Source organism: Pseudomonas sp. LBUM1668 (assembly GCF_059695715.1).
This window is the reverse complement of the sequence record NZ_CP166787.1, coordinates 493,163-517,827: the sequence shown is the minus strand read 5'-3', so window position 1 is coordinate 517,827 and position 24,665 is coordinate 493,163. Positions and strand designations below refer to the sequence as shown.

Genomic DNA, 24,665 nt, shown 5'->3' with positions numbered 1-24,665 from the left:
ACCCTAGCGACCAATCACCACAACGGTCGCGCCTTTGCGATTGGCGAAATGCTCAAGGATGCGCAGCTTGTGTGCTGCCAGCCACTCGTTCAGCCATGGCTCGTCACCTTTCGCCTCGATCACGAAATAACGGTAGTCGCCAGCATGCGCTGGCGATATTGCCTCTTCCTGCGTCAGGACTGGCAACACGTAGCCGCGCCCCGCGTAATAGCTGATCCGCCCATCGGTGAAGTAAGTCGGCGCGTCCGATTCAACATGGGAGGACATCCAGCGGCCGGCCTCGACATAGTGGGTTTTTCCGGCCCCGGTGGAGATGACGTTCGATAGCATCACCAGCAGCGCCAGTACCACCAACCCCTTGCCCAATCGCGGAAATTGGCGAACAAACGCTGCCAGCCCCATCGCCAGCACAGGCACAAACATCAGGTTCAGAAAACTCATGTAGCGCGCATTCATGAACTGTTGCTTGATAAAAAACAGTACCAGTACCACCAGGTAGAGCATCGCTACCCAGGCGAAGGGACGATAGTCGCGCCAGTAGATACCCAGCACGCCCCAGTTGCGCCGCAGAATGAACGGGACGGCGAACGGCCCCATCAACTTGACGAAAGTAATCGTCATGGTCGCAAGGATGCCGAAGAAAATGATCCGACCCGCCTCATCCTGGGAATACTTGTTGATGAGTGAATTAGCGAACTGATCGCAGAGCATCTGGAACGAGGCGAACACACTGCGAGGCTCAATCATGTCCAGATAAAGAACCACGCGCGCCGACAAGAGCACGCCTGTCACCGAGACGACCAGCAACCCGATAACCGGCAACAATGAAAACTGAATGAACGACAGGCGTCGGCTCGACGACCACAGGTTGGGCAATTGCCACAGCGCCAACGCCGGTATCAACAACAACGCCTCCAGCCGAAACAAGGCGGCCGCGACAATTGCCATATGAATAAATGCCGCACGCAACCAGCCTCCACGAGCCTGCCAGCGCAACGCGAGCCACAGCGCCAGCGTGCAAAAAAACCAGAAGCCGCACTCACGGATGATGTCATTTCGAAAGGCATTGACCGCAGGCATTGCCAGCATGACAAGACAGGCCCACCGGGTGATGTCGGGTGAACGCTGACGGACGCAGTCCACCATCAACGCGCTGATGCCAGCAAAGAAGAGGCCACACCAGAGGTAGGCGCTCAGCTCCAATGGCAACCGCAGGATGGAATGGGTAGCGGCAAGCAGAAGGGAAAACCACGGCCAGTCGAAAGTGGCCCAGGCGACATCGGGGCCCTGCTCGGTGACTTGTTGTGCGATATCGATGTAAAGCGCGGCATCACGCCCTACTGTCGCAGTACCCATGACCGCTATCAGCGACAACAGCAAACTGCCAAAAAATGTCAGCCATACCGGGTATTCGTCGATGATCCTGGCGACCTGAGTACCCACTTTCCCGCTCCTGCCTTTCACCCAGCCACCTCACCAACACTCATCACAAGGTACGCGCAGTCACGGCGGACCATTTATCGAAACAGCAGACGCAAAGCCTTGCGAGTGTAGGACCAGCGCGAAAACGTGCGCCAGTCTGCACGCAGCGCCTGAAAATAGAAGCCCTTGGCCAGGCTGTACTCGCCATGTGAGTAACAATCGCGAAACAGCGACAAGCAGCGCTGTGCCAGAAAGGCCTGACGCAGGTCGTGCATCTCCTTTGGCATGCGTCGACTTGAAAATACCTCGCTGACGACTTGCTCCGTACCGGCAGCAAGACTTTGGCGCAAATCATGGCGCATGCTGTCGGCATGTTTGTAGATAAGTGCCAGGGGTTTGTCGAGGACGGTGCAAGGATAGCGCGCCAGCACTTGGGCAAACACTGGCAGATCCTCAACGTTGCGCAAATGTTCCGGGTAATTGCCCGGAACGAATACATCGCGATGCATTGCGCACGCGCCGTTGGATATCGATACGGTCTTGTCCAGCAGGTAACCCTGCAAACGCTGCCGCGGTGTCAACGGCAAGGGCTTGGCGGTCTGTAAGCTGCGCCTGCCGTCGGCAAATACCGACCAATGCGCGCCAATGACCATCCGGGTTTGCGGGTTGCTGGCAATATGTTGCGCAAGCGCAGCCAGTGCGCCGGGTGCCATTTCGTCGTCGGAATCGAGAAAAACCAGATACTTCCCGGTCGTTTCTTCAAGCCCCCGATTGCGCACCGTAGACAACCCGCCATTGCTTTTGCGCAGCGCGCGAAAACGCCCGCCATGCTTGAGCAATAGCGATTCCACTACCTCAGGCGTCTCGTCCGTCGACCCATCGTCGATGACCAGTAAATCCACCGTCGTTTCATCCAACTGCGCCAACACCGACTCCACTGCGCGGGGCAGGGTTCGCGCGTAGTTGTAAACGGGGATCACGACGCTGATCAGTGTTTCAGTCAATTGCGTATCCTTTTACACCCTCTTTGACGACCAGAATATCTTCCATGATCAGGTACTCCAGATCGGAGCCGAAAAACATGTTCAGCGCATCAGTCGGCGAGCAGATCATCGGCTCGCCACGACGGTTGAGCGAAGTGTTCAGCGACACGCCGTTGCCAGTCAGGTTTTCCAGCGCTTTCATCATGTCATAGTAGCGCGGATTGTATTCGCGCTTGAGCACCTGGGCGCGAGACGTGCCATCTTCGTGGACAACTTCCGGCACACGGGTCTTCCACTCTTCAGACACTTCGAAGGTGAACGTCATGAACGGCGCCGGGTGATCGATCTTGATCATCTGTGGGGCGACGGTGTCGAGCATCGACGGGCAGAAAGGCCTCCAGCGCTCGCGGAACTTGATCTGGTGGTTGATGCGGTCAGCTACGCCGGCCACGCTCGGGCAGCCAATGATCGAACGACCGCCCAGTGCGCGCGGACCGAACTCCATGCGCCCCTGGAACCAGGCCACCGGATTGCCCTCGACCATGATTTTGGCGATCTGCTCCGGCATGTTGTCGAGCTTGCGCCAGACAGGCTTGCTCTCATGCCGGGCACACGCGGCGATCACGTCTTCGTTGCTGTACGACGGGCCGAGGTAGACGTGCTCCATCTTCTCGACCGGTACGCCACGGGCGTGGGACACATAGGCTGCTGCGCCGACCGCGGTGCCAGCATCGCCGGACGCCGGTTGCACGAACAGTTCCTTGATGTCATCGCGGGCGATGATTTTCTGGTTCAGCTTGACGTTCAACGCACAGCCGCCGGCAAAAGCCAGTTTGCCGGTTTCCTTGAGCACGTCGCCCAGGTAGTGGTCGATCATCTGCAACGCCAGTTTTTCGAACAGCGCTTGCATGCTCGCGGCGTAGTGGATGTACGGTTCGTCAGCGATGTCGCCTTCGCGTTTCGGGCCCAGCCACTCGATCAGCTTCGGCGAGAAGTAGAAGCCCTTGCCCTTCTCTTTGTAGCGACGCAGGCCGATGACGTTGGCGTAGTCGGTGTTGATGACCAACTCGCCATTTTCGAACGAGGCCAGACGCGAGAAATCGTATTTGCTGGCGTCACCATAGGGAGCCATGCCCATGACCTTGAACTCACCGTCGAGCATCTCGAAACCGAGGAACTCGGTGATTGCGCCGTACAGGCCGCCGAGGGAGTCCGGGTCAAAGAATTCCTTGATCTTGTGGATCTTGCCGTTTTCGCCGTAACCGAAGAAGGTCGTCGCGTATTCACCCTTGCCGTCGATACCGAGGATCGCGGTTTTCTCTTTGAAACCGGAGCAGTGGTAAGCGCTGGAGGCGTGGGCCAAATGGTGCTCGACCGGTTCGATCTTGATCTTTTTCGGATCAAAACCGAGCTGCTCAAGGCACCAGACGATCTTGTTGCGATAGCGCTTGTAGCGACGGTTACCCATCAGGATCGCATCAAGCGCGCGGTCCGGGGCGTACCAGTAGCGCTTGGCATAGTGCCAGCGGGCCTTGCCGAACAGGCTGATCGGTGCGAAAGGGATTGCGACTACGTCGACGTCGGACGGCTTGATGCCGGCCTGTTCAAGACAGAACTTCGCCGACTCGTAGGGCATGCGGTTCTTTGCATGCTTATCGCGTACGAAGCGCTCTTCTTCAGCCGCCGCCACCAGCTTGCCGTCGATGTACAAGGCTGCTGAAGGATCGTGGCTAAGGGCGCCGGACAGGCCAAGAATCGTCAATGCCACAGGGGTCTAGCCTCTTTAGTCTGCGTGCAGGCGCGATGCGCCTTGAAAATTGATGCGCCCTCGCAAATGGCGAGTGGCAGCTAAAGGGCGGGATTATAGCGTAAACGTGACGGGAATTACCCTGTGCGAATTGCCCCAGGGTGAATGGTTTGCATATTCCTTGTCCGCTGACTCAATAACCGCCCATGCGTCGAAATATCCGACGCGGTCGTGCTGCGTTGTACGATTTTTCGTCCCGGTCTAATGACGACAATCTCTTAAAATCAGCACCGAGGCCGGTGAGGGCACAGTTCATGGCTTCTGAAGAAAATGTAAGACATTTCAGAAGCCCCTTTCGCTCTCGCCCGACTCAGACAACACTCGAGATATGTTTGGGCAAACGCTGATCGATTATCTGATACAGCGCGCTGCTCTCGGGCCAGTTACGCATGAATCGCGCCCGGTCCCGCGCATAGGCCGGGGCAAAACTTCCCGGCGAGCCGTGCTGACACATCGAGTCAAGATCGATCAGCGCCCAGCGGTCGTTGTGCCAGAACAGGTTGTGACCCTTGAAATCGCCATGACTGATGCGCTCGGCAATCAATCGAGCGAATAACCGATCCAGTGCCTGCAGCTCCGATTCCGGTGCTTCGCCACTTTCAACGTATGGCGCAAAGCGCTCGATGATGTCCGGTCCCGGCAGGAACTCGGTCACCAGATAGGCGCGGCTGCGCAACCACAGGAAGCGCTTTTCCAGCACCGCCAGCGGCTTGGGCGTGGCAATCCCGAGAAACATCAGGCGATTGCCTTCACGCCACGAGTGCCAGGCACGACTCGGACGCCAGAACCGCTTGAGCCAATGCGCGAAGCCCTTGATGTTGTAGCGCTTGATCACCAATTGGCGCGCCCCCACTTCGACCTTGCCGACACTTGCCGCGCCGCCGGTCTTGTAGAGATGGCCGCGATCAAGCAGGGCATCCGCCTGCTCAAGCACCGGAACCATGGCCGCTTCTTCCTCGCGCCGGATCGCTTGCAGACCAAACGCCCCACGGCGGACGCTGAACAGCGTGCATTCGCGCCCGACCTTGATCAGGTAATCCTTCAGGCGCCAGCGGCGCACCTTGTCGATCTGCTTCTGTAACGCTTCCAGCGGCAAAGCGTGCTCGCTGTTGCTCAACAGGTAATACACCAGCAGCTCTTCGGTGAACGGCTCCAACGCCTTGGGCAACTGGGCGAAAAACACGCCGAGATTTTCCAGGACTTTTTGCCGCGACAACGGCTGACCCGCGGTTTCCACGCAAATGCCGGCACCGTCGATCAGGTACAACTTACCGCCGTGACGCAGCAGATTGTCCAGGTGCAGGTCTTCCTGCCACAGCCCTTTGCCGTGCAACTGGCCAATGGCGGCAAGCGCCTCGGCCAGCACCGCGGTTTGTTCCTCCGCCAGCGGCGGCAGTGCCTCGACTTGCGCCCAGGCATCGCCAAGACTTTGCGCGCCTTCCAGGAAGTCGAACAGCAGCCAGCCATCCTCACCGCTTTTCAGGCCATCGGCCAGCAGCAGCGGTGTCGTCAGCCCTTGTGCGGCCAACAGGCGCACGCCTTCCAGTTCACGCTGAAAATGTCGAGCGGCCTTGCTGCCGACCAGCAATTTGGCCAATACCGGACGACCACGCCAAACGCCGGCACCGACGTAACGTTGCCCCGGCAACACGCGCAGCAGGCTCAGCAACTGCAAATCCGCGGCACCGGCCGCATCGGCCAGTGTGACGGTCAGCGGCAGTTGCGGGGTACGCCCGACAGCGGCCAGCTCAGACAACTGCATCAGCGAGTCTCCTTGTGACTACGGCGCGCGGTCAGCCGGGCGAGCCAGCTGTCGAGCAGCGAACTGTCGATCGGCTGATCGAGATAAGCCGCCAGCAACTCGCGCAGTTGCGCCTCGCTCCACTGTGGTGCGCGGCGCTGCAGCGGCTCCAGATCCTTGATCCGGTCACGCATGCCGAACAACAGCGGCCGGGTTTTCTCCAGGTCGATCAATTGCGCCTGATACCCGTCGCCGCTGGCCTGAAGAAAAATATGTTTGGGGTAGAAACAGCCATGCACCTGACGCACCCCGTGCAGCTGCCGCGCCAGCAACCCGCAGGCCTTGAGGATGGCCGACTGTTGCGCGGTGCTGAGCTGCGACCAGCGCGCAAGCAGCGACTCCAGGTCGCTCCAGCCATCCAGAGCTCGCGTCAACAGAATCGCGCGGACTTCGCCTGCGACTTTGCGCTCACCGAAAAATGCCGCTTGCAGCGCCGGAATACCGAGCTTGCGGTAGCGGCTGATATTACGAAATTCGCGAGCAAAGCTTGGCTCGCCGAACGGCGCATGCAAGGTGCGGGTCAGGTAGTTGCTCTGGCGTTTGAGGTAGAAACCCTGACCTTCCAGATCCAGACGGAACACGCTGCTCCAGCCGCCACGCGCGGTATTGGGCTCGTCCACCGCTTCAAGTTGTTTGGCCCACAGGGCGTCAAATGTGCCCAAGCCGTGGCGTTCAAGCAAAGCACGGTCTTCATCGGCGAGAAAATCAGTCATTCACGTCCCTCGAAAAATCTCACCACGTGCCGAATCCGTTTCTTGTCGGCAGCGTTCAGCCGATCGCACTGGCGGTATTGCATATAAAAGCGCAGGCGTTGGGTATTGGACAGGTGATATTTGGCGAGCTTGTCGAGACAGGCCAGATCTTTGGTGATCCGATACTTGAGCCAGAAGCCGCGCCAGAACTCGCCATTGGGGCAATCAATCAGAAATATGCGCGACTGGTCGTCGATCAACAGATTGCGCCATTTCAAATCGTTATGGGTAAAACGGTGATCATGCATCGTGCGCGTATAACCGGCCAACTGTTGGCTGACGGCGTCGACCCAGGCGCGATCCTTGAGCTTGGGATCCTTGCGCTCGGCGAGTGCGGCGAGGTCTTCGGTATTGGGCAGCTCGCGGGTGATCATCGCGCCACGGTCGTAAGCCGCGCCGCGTCGCTCCAGCCCCCACGCCACCACTTCAGCGGTGGGAATACCCCACTTGGCGAACCGCTTGAGGTTCTGCCACTCCATCTTGACGCGCGGTTTGCCGAGGTAACGGCGCAGGCCTTTGCCCGCGCCGACGTAGCGCTTGACGTAATAGTTGATGCCGTTGCGCTGCACGCGAACCACTTCGGACAGCGGATCGCGCGTCAGCCGCTCGCCTTGCAGGGCAAACACGGCTTCCAGACTGCCGAAATCTTCGGCCAGATCGCTGTACGGCGGTTCAAGAGTCCAACCCGCCATCAGAGCGCATCCCCGTAACGCTGTTTACGCGCGTAGAGCTTGTTGGCTTTGCCTTCCAGCCAGTTCAGCAGCGGCGCTTCTTCAGCCAGAATCTGCCGCAGCGGCTGCTGGAAATAGCCCTTGAGGAATCGCAACTTGTCGCGACGGGTCAGGCCAATATCCAGCGCGGAAAAGTACAGCGCCGCCAGATCCTTGTTGCGCCAGCGTTGCGTGATTCTCGGGCGGGTCTGGGCGCGGTGCAGGTCGATCACCGACAGCTTGAAATCATCCGCCGTCACCGGTTTGTCGGTGTGCAGCAGGAAGTGGCAGATGTAGCAGTCGCGGTGATTGACGCCCGCGCGGTGCATCATGCCAGTCATGCGCGCCACTTCGGCGATCAGCGCGCGTTTGAGCTTTGGCTGCGGCGGCTGCTTGACCCAGTCGATGCTGAAGTCTTCGAGGCTGATGGTCGGCGCCAGTTCTTCGGTAACGATGAACGAATGCTGGTCGGCCGGGTTGCTGCCCTTTTCGCCATACGCCACGGCAGTCATGGTCGGCACGCCGACTTCCTGCAAGCGCTGGATGGCTTTCCATTCCTGACCCGCGCCGAGTACCGGCAGCTTGGCGGTCAGCAGGTTCTTGAAGATCTCACCCCAGCCGATGCCGCGATGGATCTTCACAAAAAATCCATGGCCGTCGACTTCGGTACGCAGCGTCCGGCGCGCTTCGAGCTCGCGATACACCTCGCCCTGCAAGCCCTCGACTTCGGCGAACGGATCGCGTCCGGCCCAGAGGCTTTTGAACGGTTCAGCCAGCATCAACTTCATTTAAGCGTGCTCCGCCAGAATCACATCCGCCGCATGTTGCGGCATGCTGTAAAGGTCGGCCGTTTCGGCGAACGCCAGACCATTGCGGCTCCAGGCCGCGCGTGCAGCGTCGTCGTTCAACATATCGGTCAGGTATCGCGTCAGTTGCGCCTGATCGAACGGTTCGTCCAGCACTCGCCCGGCATCCGCCTCGGCAATGTAGTGGGCGTAACCGCACACCGCGCTGACCAGCACAGGCAGGCCTGCGACCAGCGCTTCGAGCAGCACTGTACCGGTATTTTCGTTGTACGCCGGGTGGATCAACAGATCGGCGCCGAGCAGGAACCGCGGGATATCGCTGCGGCCCTTGAGGAACGTCACGTTGTCGCCCAGGCCCAAAGTGGCGCTCTGCATCTGGAACAATTTGGGGTCATCCTGGCCGATTACAAACAGCCGGGTGCGTTTCTTCAGTTCGGCGGGCAATGCGGCCAGGGCTTTGAGGCTGCGATCGACGCCTTTGGTCTTGAACCCGGAGCCGATTTGCACCAGTAGCAGGTCGTCGTCCTTGAGCTTGAATTCGGCACGGAAACCGGCGCGAATCGCATCGGCATCCGCGGGACGGCGACGATCCTGGGCAATGCCCGGCGGCAGCAAATGGAAGCGCTCGAGTGGCGTGTCGTAGTGTTTGATGAACAGCGGCTGCTGCACTTCGGAAATCATCAGCACTTCAGTTTTCGCCTCTTTGGCAAACACCGCGCGCTCGTACTCGGCGAAGTGGCGATAGCGGCCCCAGCGACGGTACAGCGAATTGCGCAGGTTCTGCGCCTTGTCTTCGAAGCAACCGTCGGCGGCGTAATACACGTCCAGGCCTGGCATTTTGTTGAAGCCGATCAGGCGATCCACCGGGCGCTTGGCCAAGTCCGCTTCCATCCATGCCGTGAGTTTTTCGTTGCGACGGTGATTGAAAAACGCCTTGACCGGCGCCACCAGCACTTCGAAACCGGGCGGCACGTCGCCTTCCCAGATCAGCGTATAGACGCGGATCTGGTGGCCGCGCCTCTGACATTCGAGGGCGATGCGCATGAAATCGCGCTGCAAGCCACCGAACGGGAAATATTTGTACAGGACGAATGCCAATTGCATCAGCGCAGCTCCTCAGCCATTAACAACGTGCTCAGTCGGCTGGCGACACGCTCGGGGTTCAGACGCGTGAAGCACAGAGGCTGTTCACGCTTCAGGTCAAACTGACGGGCATCCTGCTCGGTCGGTTGATAAGTGCATTTTTTCTGCAGGCACGGCGCGCACGGAAAGTCGCTGGCCATGTGAATCTGCAACTTGCCGTAGGCGCCGGTCAGGCCCGGGTTGGTCGGGCCGAACAGCGAGATGGTCGGCACGTCCAGCGCCGCCGCCAAGTGGCCGAGACCGGTGTCCACCGCCACACAGGCTTGTGCGCCGGCAAGGACTTTGCCGACACCGGCCAGATTCAGCTTCGGCAGGACTTCGGCGTGTTTGAAACCGGCGGCGATGCGTTCGGCACGAGCCTTTTCCAGTGGGTTGCCCCATGGCAGTTTCACGCCGACGCCGAGATAACCGACACGCTCGGTCAGCTCGCGCCAGTAAGCTTCCGGCCAATGTTTGGTGTCCCACGTCGTACCGTGGAGGAACACCACGAAGGCGTTCTTGCGCGGCAGCTCGACCAGACGCTCGACGTTGAGACCATAATCGCCCAAGCCTTTGGGCAGGTCATATCCGAGGGCGATGGCGAACAACTGACGCACACGCTCGACGGCATGTTGACCACGGGCCACGGCCAGTTTGCGATCATAGAATCGCGCAGCCATCGGTTCCCGGGCCGAGCCTTTATCGAGACCGGCCACCGGAGCTTTGACGTAACGGGTCAGCCAGGCGCTTTTCAGCAAGCCCTGTGCGTCGATCACCAAATCGTATTTGTTCGCGCGCACGCTCTGCTTGAAGCGTTTCCACTCGCCGCTGGTGATGGTTTTCCAAAGACTTTTGCGCCAGCGACGGATCGCCACCGGAATCACTTTGTCAACGGCCGGGTGCCAGGTCGGAATCTCGGCGAAGCTTTCTTCCACCACCCAGTCGAACTTGATTCCGGGGATGGCCCGGGCCGCGTCGGTCAGCGCCGGCAACGCGTGAATCACGTCACCCAGCGAAGAAGTCTTGATCAGCAATACCCGCAACTTAATGAACCTCGACCACTGAGCCCTGCAACTTCTGCAAGGCATCGTTGACCGCGTCCGGCATCAGCTGGCGCAGGCAGTTGTAATGGCCGAAACGGCAGGTTCGGTCGAAGCACGGGCTGCAATCGAGGCCCAAACGGACGATTTCGACGTGCTCGGCCAGCGGCGGGGTAAAGCCCGGGGAGGTCGAACCATAAACGGCCACCAACGGGCGGTTCAGCGCGGCGGCGACGTGCATCAGGCCGGAGTCGTTGGAGACTACCGAGTCGGCGCAGGACAGCAGGTCGATGGCTTCGGCCAACGAGGTGCCACCGCTGAGATTCACCGCCTCTTCACGCAGGCCAGGAATCAGCCGCGCGCGGATGTCTTCGCCGACCGCGTGATCGTTTTTCGAGCCGAACAGCCACACCTGCCAGCCTTCGCGAATTCGCGCTTCGGCGACTTTGGCGTAATGCTCGGATGGCCAACGTTTTGATTCGCCGAACTCGGCGCCTGGACACAGGGCCAACACCGGGCGGTCGAGGCTCAAGCCAAACTTGGCCAGCGCCGCTTCGCGGGTGACCGGGTCAATTTGCAGACTTGGCCGTGGATACGGTTTCGGCAGTTCGGCGTTCGGTTCATAGGCCAAGGCCATGAAACGCTCGATCATCAGCGGATAACGCTCTTTATCGAGGGTGCGCACGTCATTGAGCAGGCCATAGCGGAACTCGCCGCGCCAGCCGGTGCGTTTCGGGATGCCGGCAAAGAACGGCACCAGCGCCGACTTCAATGAGTTGGGCAGCAGGATCGCCTGATCGTACTGGCCGCGCAGGGACTTGCCGATCCGCCGACGGGTCGCCAATTCAAGCGCGCCATGGCCGAGCGGAAAGCTCAAGGCCTTGCGCACTTCGGGCATGCGCTCAAGGATCGGCCGGCTCCACTCGGGGGCCAGCACGTCGATTTCGCATTGCGGGTGGCGCTGCTTGAGACACTGAAACAGTGTCTGCGCCATCACCATGTCACCGACCCAACTGGGCCCAACGATCAGAATATTCATGTGGTTTCCAAAAACGAACCGGGGAGGCATTACGCCTCCCCGCCTCGAGAATTCTACAAACACTGTAGATCTACTGTGGGAGCGAGCCTGCTCGCGACGGGGTCGTCACATTCAACATTATTGTCGTCTGATACTCCGCTATCGCTGGCAAGCCAGCTCCCACAGGGTTTTGCATCCGTTCACACATCTGCGACTCACCGCAGATCTATTGTAGGAGTGAGCCTGCTCGCGATGGGGTCGTCACATTCAACATTATTGTCGTCTGATACTCCGCTATCGCTGGCAAGCCAGCTCCCACAGGGTTTTGCATCCGTTCACATATCTGCGATTCACCGCAGATCTACTGTGGGAGCAAGCCTGCTCGCGATGGGGCCGTCACATTCAACATCGATGTTGTCTGACACTCCGCTATCGCGAGCAGGCTCACTCCTACAGGGTTTCGCATTCATTCACATATCTGCGAATCAGCTTAGCCCCATCTCTTTCCATATCCGCAATACCTGCCGACGCTCTTCGGCAAACTGGTCGCCGGCAATCACCCCGGCGTCCTTCTGCAAGGCCTGCCGGTGGGCGGCCGAGCGGTAGGCTTTATAGGCCTCACGCAACAGACTGGCATCTTCGGCAGGCATCAGCCCTTCGTGTTCCAGCTCTTCCAGGATGCGGATGTTATCGGTCCAGCGCAGCAATGGCGGGTGGCTTTGCGACCACGCCAGAGCCGCGTATTGCACCATAAATTCAATATCGACGATACCTCCGGCGTCCTGCTTGAGGTCGAACGGCGCCGTGGCCTCGAAGGCGTTTGCCGCTGTGCCGGCTGCGGTGCTCTTGCTGCCGAGGTTGTCGCGCATCTTCGCGCGCATCTCGCTGACTTCCTGTTGCAGCTTGGCCAGGTCCCGGGTTTTGCCCAGTACCTGGGCGCGGACCTTCTCGAAGGCCTGCCCGACATCCTGACTGCCAACCAGCACCCGCGCCCGCACCAGCGCCTGATGCTCCCACGTCCAGGCTTCGTTTTCCTGATAGCGGGCAAAAGCGCCGAGCGAACTGACCAGCAACCCCGATGCACCGGACGGCCGCAAGCGCATATCCACTTCATAAAGCTGACCGGAGTTGGTCTGCGCCGTCAGCAAGTGGATGATCCGCTGCCCCAGCCGCGTGAAGAATTGCGCGCCATCAATCGGTTTCGGGCCATCGGTTTCGGCCTGCGGATCGCCGTCGTGAATGAACACCAGATCGAGGTCCGAACCATGCCCCAGTTCCAGGCCGCCGACTTTGCCGTAACCGACAATGATGAACCCGGGATCGCACAACGTACCGTCGGTACGCAACGGCGTGCCGTACTTGGCCACGGTCTGGCGCCAGGCCAGCGCCAGCACTTGCGCAAGAATCGCCTCGGCCAGCCAGGTCAGATAGTCGCTGACCTTCATCAGCGGCAAACTGCCGGCGATTTCCGATGCGGCGACGCGCAAGCGGTGCGCCAGTTTGAAATGGCGCAGGGCTTCCATCTGTTGTTCGAGGTCGTCTTCGGGAATCCGCGTCAGGCGCTCGCGCAATTCAGCAGCGAGTTCCGGCGCCAATGGCGGTTTGAACAAGCGCCCTTCGTTGAGCAATTCATCGAGCAACAGCGGGAAGCGGGTGATCTGCTCGGCAATCCACGGGCTCGCTGCACACAACGTCAACAAACGACGCAGCGCACCAGGGTTTTCCGTCAGCAACACCAGGTACGCCGAGCGCCGCGCCACCGCTTCAACCAGTGGCAGCACACGCTCAAGCACCAGATCGGGGTTGTCATGCTCAACCGCTTGGGCGATCAGGCGCGGGATGAATAAATCCAGACGTTCGCGTCCCAGACGCTGCATCGCCCGCAGTTGCGGACTGCCGCGCAGCCCGGCCAAGGCCTTCAGCGCTTTCGGCGCATCGCTGAAGCCGCCCTCCTCCAACTGACGGCAGGCAGCCTCTTCGTCCTGCGCCTCTTCCCACAGCGGCAGCCATTCACCGCCAACCACCACTTCGCTTTCGGTGCCCTCTTCCTCATCAGGATCAGCGATCACCTGTGCAAAGTGCCAGGCCACCCGGCCGCGCCAGAACATCAGTTTTTCATGGAAGGCCTCCCAGTCGGCAAACCCGAGCATGAACGCGATACGCGCCTGATCCTGAGCGCCGTCCGGCAGCATCTGAGTCTGGCGGTCGGCAATCGCCTGGATCGCGTGCTCGGTGTAACGCAGAAACTCATACCCCTCGCGCAACTCGCTGATCACCGCGGGTGGCAGATAACCCTGACCTTCCAGCGTGCTCAACACCTTTAATAGAGGACGCTGTTGCAGACTCAGATCGCGCCCGCCGTGGATCAGCTGAAAAGCCTGTGCGATGAACTCGACCTCGCGGATCCCGCCCGATCCGAGCTTGATGTTGTCGGCCATACCTTTGCGCCGGACTTCCTGCTGAATCAGCTGCTTCATGGTGCGCAGCGCTTCGATTGCCGAGAAGTCCAGATAACGCCGGTAAACGAACGGCCGCAGCATGTCGAGCAACTGTGCGCCGGCCACTTGATCGCCGGCCACCACGCGCGCCTTGATCATCGCGTAGCGTTCCCAGTCGCGACCCTGATCCTGGTAATACTGCTCCAGCGCATTGAAGCTCAGCACCAGCGCGCCCGATGAACCGTACGGACGCAGACGCATGTCGACACGGAACACGAAGCCATCGACGGTCATCGGGTCCAGCGCCTTGATCAGGCGCTGGCCGAGGCGGATGAAGAATTCCTGATTATCCAGCGCGCGCTTCACGCCAACGGTTTCGCCGCCCTCGGGGTAGGCGAAGATCAGGTCGATGTCCGAGGACAGGTTCAATTCAACGGCGCCGAGCTTGCCCATGCCGAGGATGACCATCTGCTGCGGCAAACCGCTGCGACGCCCGGTTGGCGTGCCGAACTGCTGACAATGGCGGCTGTACAACCATTGGTAGGCTTGATCGATGGAGGCATCGGCCATGTCCGACAGATCACGACAGGTCTGCACCAGATCGGCCTGGCGGGTCAGATCACGCCAGATGATCCGCACCTGATGGCGTGCGCGCTGACGGCGCAGGACGCGGCCGAGTTCATCTTCAGTCTGGGCGGCATCCACTGCAGCGGCTATTTGCGCGCACAACTCACCGGGCGCAAACGGCCGGTCGAGCTCACCGGACTGCACCAGCGTCAGTAACATCAAAGGGTCACGAACGCTCTGTTCAATGACGAACTCGCTGGCGCCGGTGACGCGGGCAAATTGCGCCCAGCGTTCGGATGTCCAGTTCGAGAAGCCATGATCGTCTTCAAGCGCGGCGACGGCCGTACGGAACGACTGCTCGGATCGAGTGACCAACGGCAGGAGAATGGCGGGCAGTTCGGCAAGCACGGGCAGGGTCATGGTCTATCCTTGATCGGCGTGTAAATGGCCGCTTGTAGTGAACGGTGAAAACCCGCTACCTGAAGGACTGTCGAACAAAAGTTAGAAATAGCTGAAATTTCTTTTTCTTTGGCAGCCAGCATCAAACTTTCACCTTTTTCGGATGGTAATCGACCAACCTTAACGATTATTCTCACAACGTAGTCGGAGGCCACAAGCCTTTCATCTGTAGTTTTACTACTCGTCTATACATTCGAAAGGCTGAAATGCCGGAAGATTTGTAGTAAAACTACACGCCGCCGGAACAACCTGACGGCAATCCAAGAATTTTAAATCGTCTGCCCACAAGGCCAGTCGCAAACTCAGGCAACCGATTCTGGAAGCCTTTCCGCCCTGGAGCAAGCCATGCAAGACCTCGATCCCGTCGAAACCCAGGAATGGCTGGACGCCCTGGAATCGGTTCTCGACAAAGAAGGCGAAGACCGTGCTCACTATCTGATGACCCGTATGGGCGAACTCGCGACCCGCAGCGGCTCGCAGCTCCCTTACGCCATCACCACGCCTTACCGCAACACCATCCCCGTCACCCACGAAGCACGCATGCCTGGCGACCTGTTCATGGAACGCCGCATTCGCTCGTTGGTACGCTGGAACGCGATGGCCATGGTAATGCGTACGAACCTGAAAGATTCTGACCTGGGTGGTCACATCTCCAGCTTCGCTTCCAGTGCGACCCTGTATGACATCGGCTTCAACTACTTCTTCCAGGCCCCGACCGACGAACACGGCGGCGACCTGATCTACTTCCAGGGCCACACCTCGCCAGGCGTTTACGCCCGTGCATTCATGGAAGGCCGCATCACCGAAGACCAGATGAACAACTTCCGCCAGGAAGTGGACGGTCAGGGCCTGTCGTCCTACCCGCACCCTTGGCTGATGCCTGACTTCTGGCAGTTCCCGACCGTATCGATGGGTCTGGGTCCGATCCAGGCGATCTACCAGGCACGTTTCATGAAGTACCTGGAAGCTCGTGGCTTCATCCCGGAAGGCAAGCAAAAAGTCTGGTGTTTCCTGGGCGACGGCGAGTGCGACGAACCAGAATCCCTGGGCGCCATCTCCCTGGCTGGCCGCGAGAAGCTCGACAACCTGATCTTCGTCATCAACTGCAACCTGCAGCGCCTCGACGGCCCGGTTCGCGGTAACGGCAAGATCATCCAGGAACTCGAAGGCGTGTTCCGCGGTGCTCAGTGGAACGTGACCAAAGTCATCTGGGGCCGTTTCTGGGACCCACTGCTGGCCAAGGACGTCGACGGTATCCTGCAACGTCGCATGGACGAAGTCATCGACGGCGAGTACCAGAACTACAAAGCCAAAGACGGCGCGTTCGTACGTGAACACTTCTTCAACACGCCTGAACTCAAGGCAATGGTTGCAGACCTGTCCGACGACGAGATCTGGAAACTCAACCGTGGCGGCCACGACCCGTACAAGGTCTACGCGGCGTACCACGAAGCGGTCAACCACAAAGAACAACCAACCGTCATCCTGGCCAAGACCATCAAAGGTTATGGCACCGGTGCCGGCGAAGCGAAAAACACTGCGCACAACACCAAGAAAGTCGATGTCGACAGCCTGAAGTTGTTCCGCGATCGCTTCGACATCCCGGTCAAGGACGAAGAGCTGGAGAACCTGCCGTTCTTCAAGCCAGAGGCAAACAGCGCCGAAGCCCGCTACCTGAGCGAGCGCCGCACTGCACTGGGCGGTTTCGTGCCACAGCGCCGCGCCAAGTCTTTCGACATTCCTACACCGCCACTCGATACCCTCAAGGCTATCCTCGACGGCTCGGGCGACCGTGAAATCTCCACCACCATGGCTTTCGTGCGGATCCTCGCGCAACTGGTCAAGGACAAGGAAATCGGCTCGCGTATCGTGCCGATCATCCCGGACGAAGCCCGTACCTTCGGTATGGAAGGCATGTTCCGTCAGTTGGGCATCTACTCGTCCGTCGGCCAGCTCTACGAGCCAGTCGATAAAGACCAGGTGATGTTCTACAAGGAAGACAAAAAGGGCCAGATCCTCGAAGAAGGCATCAACGAAGCGGGCGCCATGAGCTCCTTCATCGCTGCCGGTACTTCGTACTCCAGCCACAACCAGCCAATGCTGCCGTTCTACATCTTCTACTCGATGTTCGGCTTCCAGCGTATTGGCGACCTGGCTTGGGCAGCAGGCGACAGCCGTACCCGTGGCTTCCTGATCGGCGGCACCGCTGGCCGGACTACCCTGAACGGCGAAGGCCTGCAACACGAAGACGGCCACAGCCACATCCTGGCCGCGACCATCCCGAACTGCCGCACCTTTGATCCAACCTACGGCTACGAGCTGGCGGTGATCATTCAGGACGGCATGAAGAAGATGACCGAAGAGCAGCAGGACGTTTTCTACTACATCACCGTGATGAACGAGTCCTACCAGCAACCCGCCATGCCGGCCGGTGCAGAGGAAGGCATCATCAAGGGCATGTACCTGCTCGAAGAAGACACCCGCGAAGCAGCACACCACGTACAGCTGATGGGCTCCGGCACCATCCTGCGCGAAGTGCGTGAAGCGGCGAAGATTCTGCGTGAAGAGTTCAACGTCGGCGCCGACGTGTGGAGCGTCACCAGCTTCAACGAACTGCGTCGCGACGGCCTGGCCGTAGAGCGCAGCAACCGCCTCAAGCCTGGCCAGAAGCCTCAGAAGAGCTACGTTGAAGAGTGCCTGAGCGGCCGTAAAGGTCCGGTCATTGCCTCTACCGACTACATGAAGCTGTTCGCCGAGCAGATCCGTCAGTGGGTACCGTCCAAGGAATTCAAGGTCCTGGGCACCGACGGTTTCGGCCGCAGCGACAGCCGCAAGAAACTGCGTCATTTCTTCGAAGTCGACCGTCATTTCGTGGTGTTGGCAGCCCTGGAAGCACTGGCTGACCGTGGTGATATCGAACCCAAGGTTGTGGCTGAAGCCATCACCAGGTTCGGCATCGACCCGGAAAAACGCAACCCACTGGACTGCTGAGGAGACATTTTGTGAGCGAACTCATTCGCGTACCTGACATCGGCAGCGGTGAAGGTGAAGTAATTGAACTGTTTGTGAAGGTCGGCGACCGTATCGAAGCCGACCAGAGCATCCTGACCCTGGAATCGGACAAGGCCAGCATGGAAGTGCCGGCCCCGAAAGCCGGCGTCATCAAAAGCCTGAAAGTGAAGCTGGGCGACCGTCTGAAAGAAGGCGACGAACTGCTGGAGCTGGAAGTCGAGGGCGCCGCTGAAGCGGCCCCGGCGGCTGCCGCTGCGCCTGCTGCAAAAGCTGAAGCCAAACCGGCTGCCGCTCCTGCTGCCGCCGCCCCAGCCGCTGCCCCTGCTGCCGCTTCGGTTCAGCAAGTGCACGTGCCGGACATCGGTTCGTCGGGCAAGGCGCAGATCATCGAGATCCAGGTCAAGGTCGGCGACACCGTCGAAGCTGATCAATCGCTGATCACCCTTGAATCCGACAAGGCGAGCATGGAAATCCCGTCGCCTGCCGCTGGCGTGGTCAAGGCCATCAGCGTCAAGCTCAACGACGAAGTTGGCACCGGCGACCTGATTCTGGATCTGGAAGTGGCGGGTGCTGCGGCCCCTGCTGCTGCCGCTCCGGCTCAGGCTGCTGCGCCGGCCGCTGCTGCTGCGCCTGCTCCGGCAGCCGCGCCAGCTGCACCGGTGGCCGACAGCGTTCAGGACATCCACGTTCCGGACATCGGTTCGGCCGGCAAGGCCAAGATCATCGAAGTGTTGGTCAAGGCTGGCGACACCGTCGAAGCCGATCAATCGCTGATCACTCTGGAATCCGACAAGGCGAGCATGGAAATCCCGTCGCCTGCCGCTGGCGTGGTCGAAAGCGTTTCCATCAAGCTGGATGACGAAGTCGGCACTGGCGACCTGATTCTGAAGCTGAAAGTCAAAGGCGCGGCGCCTGCTGCTCCGGCTCCAGCTGCCGCTGCAAGTGCTCCGGCACCTGCCGCTGCTGCCCCGGCTGCCGCTGCACCTGCACCTGCTGCAGCCGCACCAGCCGCCGCCCCGGCCAAGCCGGGCGCGAAAGTTCACGCCGGCCCTGCCGTGCGTCAACTGGCCCGCGAGTTCGGCGTTGAGCTGAACGCAGTCGGCGCCAGCGGTCCGCACGGTCGCATTCTGAAAGAAGACGTGCAGGTTTACGTCAAAGCGATGATGCAGAAGGCCAAGGAAGCACCGGCCGCAGCTGCCGGCGCTACCGGTGGTGCGGGCATCCCGCCGATTCCGGTCGTCGACTTCAGCCGTTTCGGCGAAATCGAAGAAGTGCCGATGACTCGCCTGATGCAGATCGGCGCGTCGAGCCTGCACCGCAGCTGGCTGAACATCCCGCACGTGACTCAGTTCGATTCGGCTGATATCACTGAGCTGGAAGCGTTCCGCGTCGCACAGAAAGCCGTTGCAGAGAAGGCCGGCGTCAAGCTGACCATTCTGCCGCTGCTGCTCAAGTCCTGCGCGCACATGCTCAAGGAGCTGCCGGACTTCAACAGTTCGCTGGCACCAAGCGGCAAAGCGATCATCCGCAAGAAATACGTGAACATCGGCTTTGCCGTCGACACCCCGGATGGCCTGCTGGTACCGGTCATCAAGAACGTCGACCAGAAGAGTCTGTTGCAACTGGCAGCCGAAGCCGCTGCGCTGGCCGCCAAAGCCCGCGACAAGAAGCTTACCGCTGACGACATGCAAGGCGCCTGCTTCACCATTTCCAGCCTCGGCCACATTGGCGGCACCGGCTTCACGCCGATCGTCAACGCGCCGGAAGTGGCGATCCTCGGTGTTTCCAAGGCAACCATCCAGCCAGTCTGGGACGGCAAAGCCTTCCAGCCGAAACTGATGCTGCCGCTGTCGCTGTCCTACGATCACCGTGTGATCAACGGCGCCGCTGCCGCACGCTTCACCCAGCGTTTGGGCAGCCTGCTGGCGGACATCCGCACCATCCTGCTGTAATCCAGACGGCCCTCCGGCGACGGAGGGCCGCTTGTGCTCCACGTTTTCGAGCGCCACACGCTCGTACCTCAACCCCGCCAATTGGCGGGGCTTTTTTTGCCTGAAATAAACCAGGTCTCGTATTTTTCCTACAAGTTGCGCTGACATCGGCCACGACTCCAGTCAACTTTGCACCGACTTATCCATTCGACATGCAACTAACCTTGGCGCAGCAAGTTTATTAACCAAACTTGACGCCAAAACTTATCAAGTAATTCATTCGAATGGATTCGAAAATGCTAAAACCAACTATAGGCCCAATTATCGGCCATGTAACAACTCATCATGCACGCATATTTATCCGCGGCGACCGACAGGACAACAACACCGTGTTTGCCGGGATACGTTATCGCATCGCCGACACACAACAATGGTCTAACGGTATTTTTGCCAAACTGAGCGATCTGCGAGATATGTCGGAAGTTTTCGCACTCAACCACTTGAGCAGCGATACGGAATACGAATTTCAAGCAGGCTGGTTCAGCCCGATGAATCCGGTTCATACCCAGGACTCGGTGGCAGAACTGCCGCTGCAATGGCCTCGGGAGATCTACCGTTTGCGCACCCGCTCAACAGCAATGCGCGCAAGGGCCTACATTGTCGGCTCTTGCCGGTACTTGCGCATGACCGCCGGCATTGCTTCACTGCCCCAGTTGGGCGACCGGATCTTTGCGTCCATCAATCAATTGATCGAGGGCGCACAACCCCCTATCAGTGCCACGCTGATGACCGGCGATCAAATTTATGTCGACGACATGAACCTGATCGCACCGGATCGCGAATACAAGGACATACTCAGTAAATACCGCGCGGCGTTCTCGCAACCCAATATAAAGCGATTGATGTCCAGCACTTCGACTTACATGATTCTCGACGACCATGAAATAGAAGATAACTGGCCGGCCAATGCCAGCAAGTCCGACGGCGCGTTATATCGCAATGCCATGGCCGCCTATGAGTTGTATCAAGCCAGTCACAGCCCGGTACATCCGCTGACAACTAACGGCCAGATTGATCGTTCGGTACTTCAGCACTATTGGTATCAGTTCAGTGACGGTGACATTGAATGGTTCGTGACCGACAGCCGCACTCGACGTAACTTGTCAGTCGATGATCGACGCATTCTCGATGAGGCTCAGGAGCACGCGTTGCTGGAGTGGCTGGTCAGCAGTCCGGCGCGGGTGAAGTTCGTAGTGACCAGCGTGATGTTCTACCCGGATCGCAAACAATTCGGCGACGATGCGTGGAAAGCCTTCCCGGAACAGCGCCTGCGCCTTCTGGAAACCATCCGCATCCAAGGGATCAAAAACGTGGTGTTCGTCTCGGGCGACGTGCACGGTTCGCTGACCGCGCGCCTGACCCACAGCGACGATCCGGACTTTGAAGTCCACACCATCGTTTCCTCGCCCCTGTGCAACAGCATGCTGCTGCCGTACGCCAAGGCTTCCACTTTTATACTCGACCAACCGCTGGTGCGTACGGCGACGGGCGATTATCAGCATGAGTTGACCAGCACGGTGGTCAGTAAAGACAACTTTGCCCATGTGGTGGTCGAAGCCGATCAGATTCTGGTCAATTACCATGACCGGGATGGCAAGAAGCTACAGTCGATCGCCATAAAACTGCGTTAAGCCCTGAAAGATCGCAGCCTTCGGCCGCTCCTGCAAAGGTCAAATGCCCCTGCTGGAACTGTCGCCAGCTGCGATCAATCGTTCTTTTCTGACAGACACTGGAGAAATGCCCCGCGCGGCCGACACATTCTTATAGCACTTGGCCTTCATCACTCTTGTCAGTCAGTGCCGCAATGATGCAACCTTGCCGCAGGCAACAGTAAAGAGGGCGAGAGCCCAGAGCGTTCAGCATATTTCCAAGCGAGTTTCCCTCCATGAAGAGCCAACCCGATGCCGCCAGCCGTATGGTGGCCGAGGTAGTGACGCAATTGCCGGTGCCCTCGCGGCTCGGCATGCTGCGTTTCGAGCGCTTGAATGAAGCCAGCTGGGCAATGCTGTTCCTTGATCCCAATTGCGAACGTCAATTCGGTCAACCGGCCGTTGAGTTGTGTGCTCTGGTCGGCTCACCATACGCCAGCCTGATGGAGCCGGAAGCACGCTATCAGTTGCACGACACGATCCAATTGCAACTCAGTGCCAGCCCGCATTATCTGGTGCGTTACACGCTGCACACCCCTGCCGGCGCGCTGTCCATTCTGGAACTCGGCGAAGCCTATAAGCAGCACAATCGTCACTTGCTGCGCGGCTATCTGCTGGCGGTCGATACCGTATTCGACGAAGCGCCGCTGCTGCCTTGCGTCGATCTCGAAACCCAGAACTCGCGCTTGCAGATCGCCCTCGAACTCAATCAGCGTGCCCAGCAGGAACAACTGCAGCATCTGGATCGAGTGCGCGCCCAGCAGGATCTGATTCTGCTACTCGCCCGCCAGCGCTACAGCACGCACAACTCGCTGCAAGAAGCCGCCGAACTGATCACCCGCTGCGCCTGCGATATCTATGAAATCGACTGTGCCAGCCTGTGGAACCTCGAAGGCCAGCAACTGCTGCCGATCTCGGCTTACCACCGCGCGACCCAGGACTACATTCTCCCGGACGCGATCGACATCAGCGGCTTCCCTGATTACATGGACGCCCTGCACAGCAGCCGCGCCATCGACGCACACAATGCCATGCGTGACCCGCGCACCCGCGAGATGGCCGAAGCGCTTCGCCCGCGCGACGTCAACGCCATGCTCGACGCCAGCATCCGCGTCGACGGCCACGTGGTCGGTGTGCTGTGCCTGGAGCAGACCGGCGTCACCCGCGCCTGGCAGTCCGATGAAATCGCCTTTGCCGGCGAACTGGCCGACCAGTTCGCCCAAGTGATCAACAACCACAACCGGCGCACCGCCACCAGCGCCCTGCACCTGTTCCAGCGTGCGGTCGAGCAAAGCGCCAATGCCTTTTTGCTGGTCAATTGCGACGGCGTGGTCGAGTACGTCAACCCGAGCTTCACCGCGATCACCCAGTACACCACCGAGGAAGTCCACGGCCAGCGCCTGTCGGAACTGCCGGCCCTGGAAAACCTCAGCGAGCTGCTGTTCGACGCGCCCTCGGCGCTGGCCAAGAGCAACAGCTGGCAGGGCGAATTCAAGAGCCGCCGGAAAAACCTCGAACCGTACTGGGGGCAGTTGTCGATCTCCAAGGTTTACGGCGACAACCGAGAGCTGACCCATTACATCGGCATCTACGAAGACATCACCCAGACCAAACTGGCGCAGCAGCGCATCGAACGTCTGGCGTACACCGACAACCTGACCAACCTCGGTAACCGCCCGGCGTTCATCCGCAACCTCGACGAACGCTTCGCCCGCGATACCGATACTCCGATCAGCCTGCTGCTGGTGGACATCGACAACTTCAAGCGCATCAACGACAGCCTTGGCCACCAGACCGGCGACAAACTGCTGATCAGTCTGGCGCGGCGTTTGCGCAACAGCCTGAGCTCGAGCGGCAGCCTCGCCCGGTTCGCCAGTAACGAATTCGCGGTGCTGCTCGACGACACCGACCTTGAGGTCGGCCAGCAGATCGCCAGCCAGTTGCTGATGACCCTCGACAAACCGATGTTCGTCGACAACCAGTTGATCAGCGTCACCGGTTCCGTGGGCCTTGCCTGCGCGCCCCTGCACGGCCGCGACCCACAAACCCTGATGCGTAACGCCGGTTTGGCCCTGCACAAGGCCAAGGCCAACGGTAAACATCAGGTACAAGTCTTCACCGAAGCGCTAAACGCCGAGGCCAGCTACAAGCTGTTCGTCGAGAACAATTTGCGGCGCGCCCTGACCCAGAACGAGCTGGACGTGTTTTACCAGCCCAAGCTCTGCCTGCGCAGTGGTCGCCTGCTGGGGATGGAAGCGCTGTTGCGCTGGAATCATCCGGAGCGCGGCATGATTCGTCCGGATCAGTTCATCAGCGTCGCCGAAGAAACCGGCCTGATCATTCCGATCGGCAAATGGATCGCCCGTCAGGCCTGCCGCATGAGCAAAGCGCTGACCGCTGCCGGTCTGGGTAATCTGCAAGTGGCGATCAATCTGTCGCCCAAGCAGTTCTCCGATCCGGACCTGGTCGCGTCCATCGCCAACATCCTCAAGGAAGAAGCGCTGCCGGCCAATTTGCTGGAGCTGGAGCTGACCGAAGGCCTGCTGCTGGAAGCCACCGAAGACACGCACTTGCAACTCGATCAACTCAAGCGCCTGGGCCTGACCCTGGCCATGGATGACTTCGGCACCGGCTACTCGTCGCTCAGCTACCTGAAAAAATTCCCGATCGACGTCATCAAGATCGATCGCAGCTTCATCCACGAAATCCCCGACAATCAGGACGACATGGAAATCACCTCTGCGGTGATCGCCATGGCCCACAACCTGAAACTCAAAGTCGTGGCCGAAGGCATCGAGACTGCCGAGCAACTGGCGTTCCTGCGTCGCCATCGTTGCGATGTGGGCCAAGGCTATCTGTTCGACCGGCCGATCCCCGGCGCCGATCTGATCCAGGCCCTCAAACGCTACCCGCGCGGCCCGCTCTGCCTCTGATCTCGCCGCTCCCTCATGTAGGAGCTGCCGCAGGCTGCGATCTTTTGATCCTGTTTTTTAAAGACAAGATCAAAAGATCGCAGCCTTTGGCAGCTCCTACATTGAATAGTGCGAAATCGGGCATCATTGGGCACACTGGCGGTCTACTTTTTTTA

General features: G+C 59.6%; 16 protein-coding genes. 4 read left to right on the top strand and 12 right to left on the bottom strand.

The window, feature by feature from the left end:
- Window positions 1-3: 3 nt before the first annotated feature.
- The 12 genes from ACA061_RS02285 to ACA061_RS02230 all read right to left on the bottom strand — a co-directional run bounded on the left by ACA061_RS02285 (window position 4) and on the right by ACA061_RS02230 (window position 15,008).
- On the bottom strand, window positions 4-1,374 hold the full coding sequence (locus ACA061_RS02285; RefSeq protein WP_497300488.1) for a hypothetical protein: 1,371 nt from the start codon (window positions 1,372-1,374) through the stop codon (window positions 4-6).
- Between the two features lie 143 nt (window positions 1,375-1,517).
- Complete coding sequence (locus ACA061_RS02280; RefSeq protein WP_210701180.1) at window positions 1,518-2,426, bottom strand: glycosyltransferase family 2 protein; 909 nt, start codon at window positions 2,424-2,426, stop codon at window positions 1,518-1,520.
- Window positions 2,419-4,173, bottom strand: coding sequence for a carbamoyltransferase family protein (locus ACA061_RS02275; RefSeq protein ID WP_047299460.1), 1,755 nt, complete (start codon window positions 4,171-4,173; stop codon window positions 2,419-2,421). The genes ACA061_RS02280 and ACA061_RS02275 overlap by 8 nt, the downstream gene beginning before the upstream one ends.
- A gap of 349 nt (window positions 4,174-4,522) precedes the next feature.
- A complete protein-coding gene (locus ACA061_RS02270) occupies window positions 4,523-5,974 on the bottom strand; it encodes a lipopolysaccharide kinase InaA family protein (RefSeq protein ID WP_497300487.1) in 1,452 nt (483 codons plus the stop codon).
- Complete coding sequence (locus ACA061_RS02265) at window positions 5,974-6,726, bottom strand: lipopolysaccharide kinase InaA family protein (protein ID WP_150617537.1); 753 nt, start codon at window positions 6,724-6,726, stop codon at window positions 5,974-5,976. Before ACA061_RS02265 ends, ACA061_RS02270 begins: the two co-directional genes overlap by 1 nt.
- Entirely contained in the window at window positions 6,723-7,457 is a 735-nt protein-coding gene (locus ACA061_RS02260) for a lipopolysaccharide kinase InaA family protein (RefSeq protein ID WP_150617536.1), read from the bottom strand. Before ACA061_RS02260 ends, ACA061_RS02265 begins: the two co-directional genes overlap by 4 nt.
- On the bottom strand, window positions 7,457-8,263 hold the full coding sequence (rfaP, locus tag ACA061_RS02255) for a lipopolysaccharide core heptose(I) kinase RfaP (protein ID WP_150617535.1): 807 nt from the start codon (window positions 8,261-8,263) through the stop codon (window positions 7,457-7,459). The genes ACA061_RS02260 and rfaP overlap by 1 nt, the downstream gene beginning before the upstream one ends.
- Window positions 8,264-9,385, bottom strand: coding sequence for a glycosyltransferase family 4 protein (locus ACA061_RS02250; RefSeq protein WP_497300486.1), 1,122 nt, complete (start codon window positions 9,383-9,385; stop codon window positions 8,264-8,266). It abuts the gene before it with no gap.
- Entirely contained in the window at window positions 9,385-10,446 is a 1,062-nt protein-coding gene (gene waaC, locus ACA061_RS02245; RefSeq protein WP_497300485.1) for a lipopolysaccharide heptosyltransferase I, read from the bottom strand. Before waaC ends, ACA061_RS02250 begins: the two co-directional genes overlap by 1 nt.
- 1 nt (window position 10,447) lies before the next feature.
- Entirely contained in the window at window positions 10,448-11,482 is a 1,035-nt protein-coding gene (gene waaF, locus ACA061_RS02240; protein WP_150602686.1) for a lipopolysaccharide heptosyltransferase II, read from the bottom strand.
- Window positions 11,483-11,946: 464 nt separating this feature from the next.
- Window positions 11,947-14,886 carry a bifunctional [glutamate--ammonia ligase]-adenylyl-L-tyrosine phosphorylase/[glutamate--ammonia-ligase] adenylyltransferase gene (gene glnE, locus ACA061_RS02235; RefSeq protein WP_497300484.1) on the bottom strand — a complete coding sequence of 980 codons (2,940 nt, stop codon included), beginning with the start codon at window positions 14,884-14,886 and terminating at the stop codon, window positions 11,947-11,949.
- On the bottom strand, window positions 14,883-15,008 hold the full coding sequence (locus ACA061_RS02230) for a hypothetical protein (protein WP_263596704.1): 126 nt from the start codon (window positions 15,006-15,008) through the stop codon (window positions 14,883-14,885). The genes glnE and ACA061_RS02230 overlap by 4 nt, the downstream gene beginning before the upstream one ends.
- A 262-nt stretch (window positions 15,009-15,270) precedes the next feature.
- Between ACA061_RS02230 and aceE the strand changes: the two genes are divergently transcribed.
- The 4 genes from aceE (at window position 15,271) to ACA061_RS02210 (ending at window position 24,510) form a co-directional block, all read left to right on the top strand.
- Window positions 15,271-17,916, top strand: coding sequence for a pyruvate dehydrogenase (acetyl-transferring), homodimeric type (gene aceE, locus ACA061_RS02225; protein ID WP_150602689.1), 2,646 nt, complete (start codon window positions 15,271-15,273; stop codon window positions 17,914-17,916).
- Between the two features lie 11 nt (window positions 17,917-17,927).
- Window positions 17,928-19,889, top strand: coding sequence for a dihydrolipoyllysine-residue acetyltransferase (gene aceF / locus ACA061_RS02220; RefSeq protein ID WP_497300483.1), 1,962 nt, complete (start codon window positions 17,928-17,930; stop codon window positions 19,887-19,889).
- A gap of 275 nt (window positions 19,890-20,164) precedes the next feature.
- Window positions 20,165-21,559, top strand: a complete 1,395-nt coding sequence (locus ACA061_RS02215) for an alkaline phosphatase D family protein (RefSeq protein ID WP_497300482.1) — start codon at window positions 20,165-20,167, stop codon at window positions 21,557-21,559.
- Window positions 21,560-21,813: 254 nt separating this feature from the next.
- Window positions 21,814-24,510: a putative bifunctional diguanylate cyclase/phosphodiesterase gene (locus ACA061_RS02210; RefSeq protein ID WP_150617528.1), complete on the top strand. Its 2,697-nt coding sequence runs from the start codon at window positions 21,814-21,816 to the stop codon at window positions 24,508-24,510.
- Window positions 24,511-24,665: the final 155 nt, after the last annotated feature.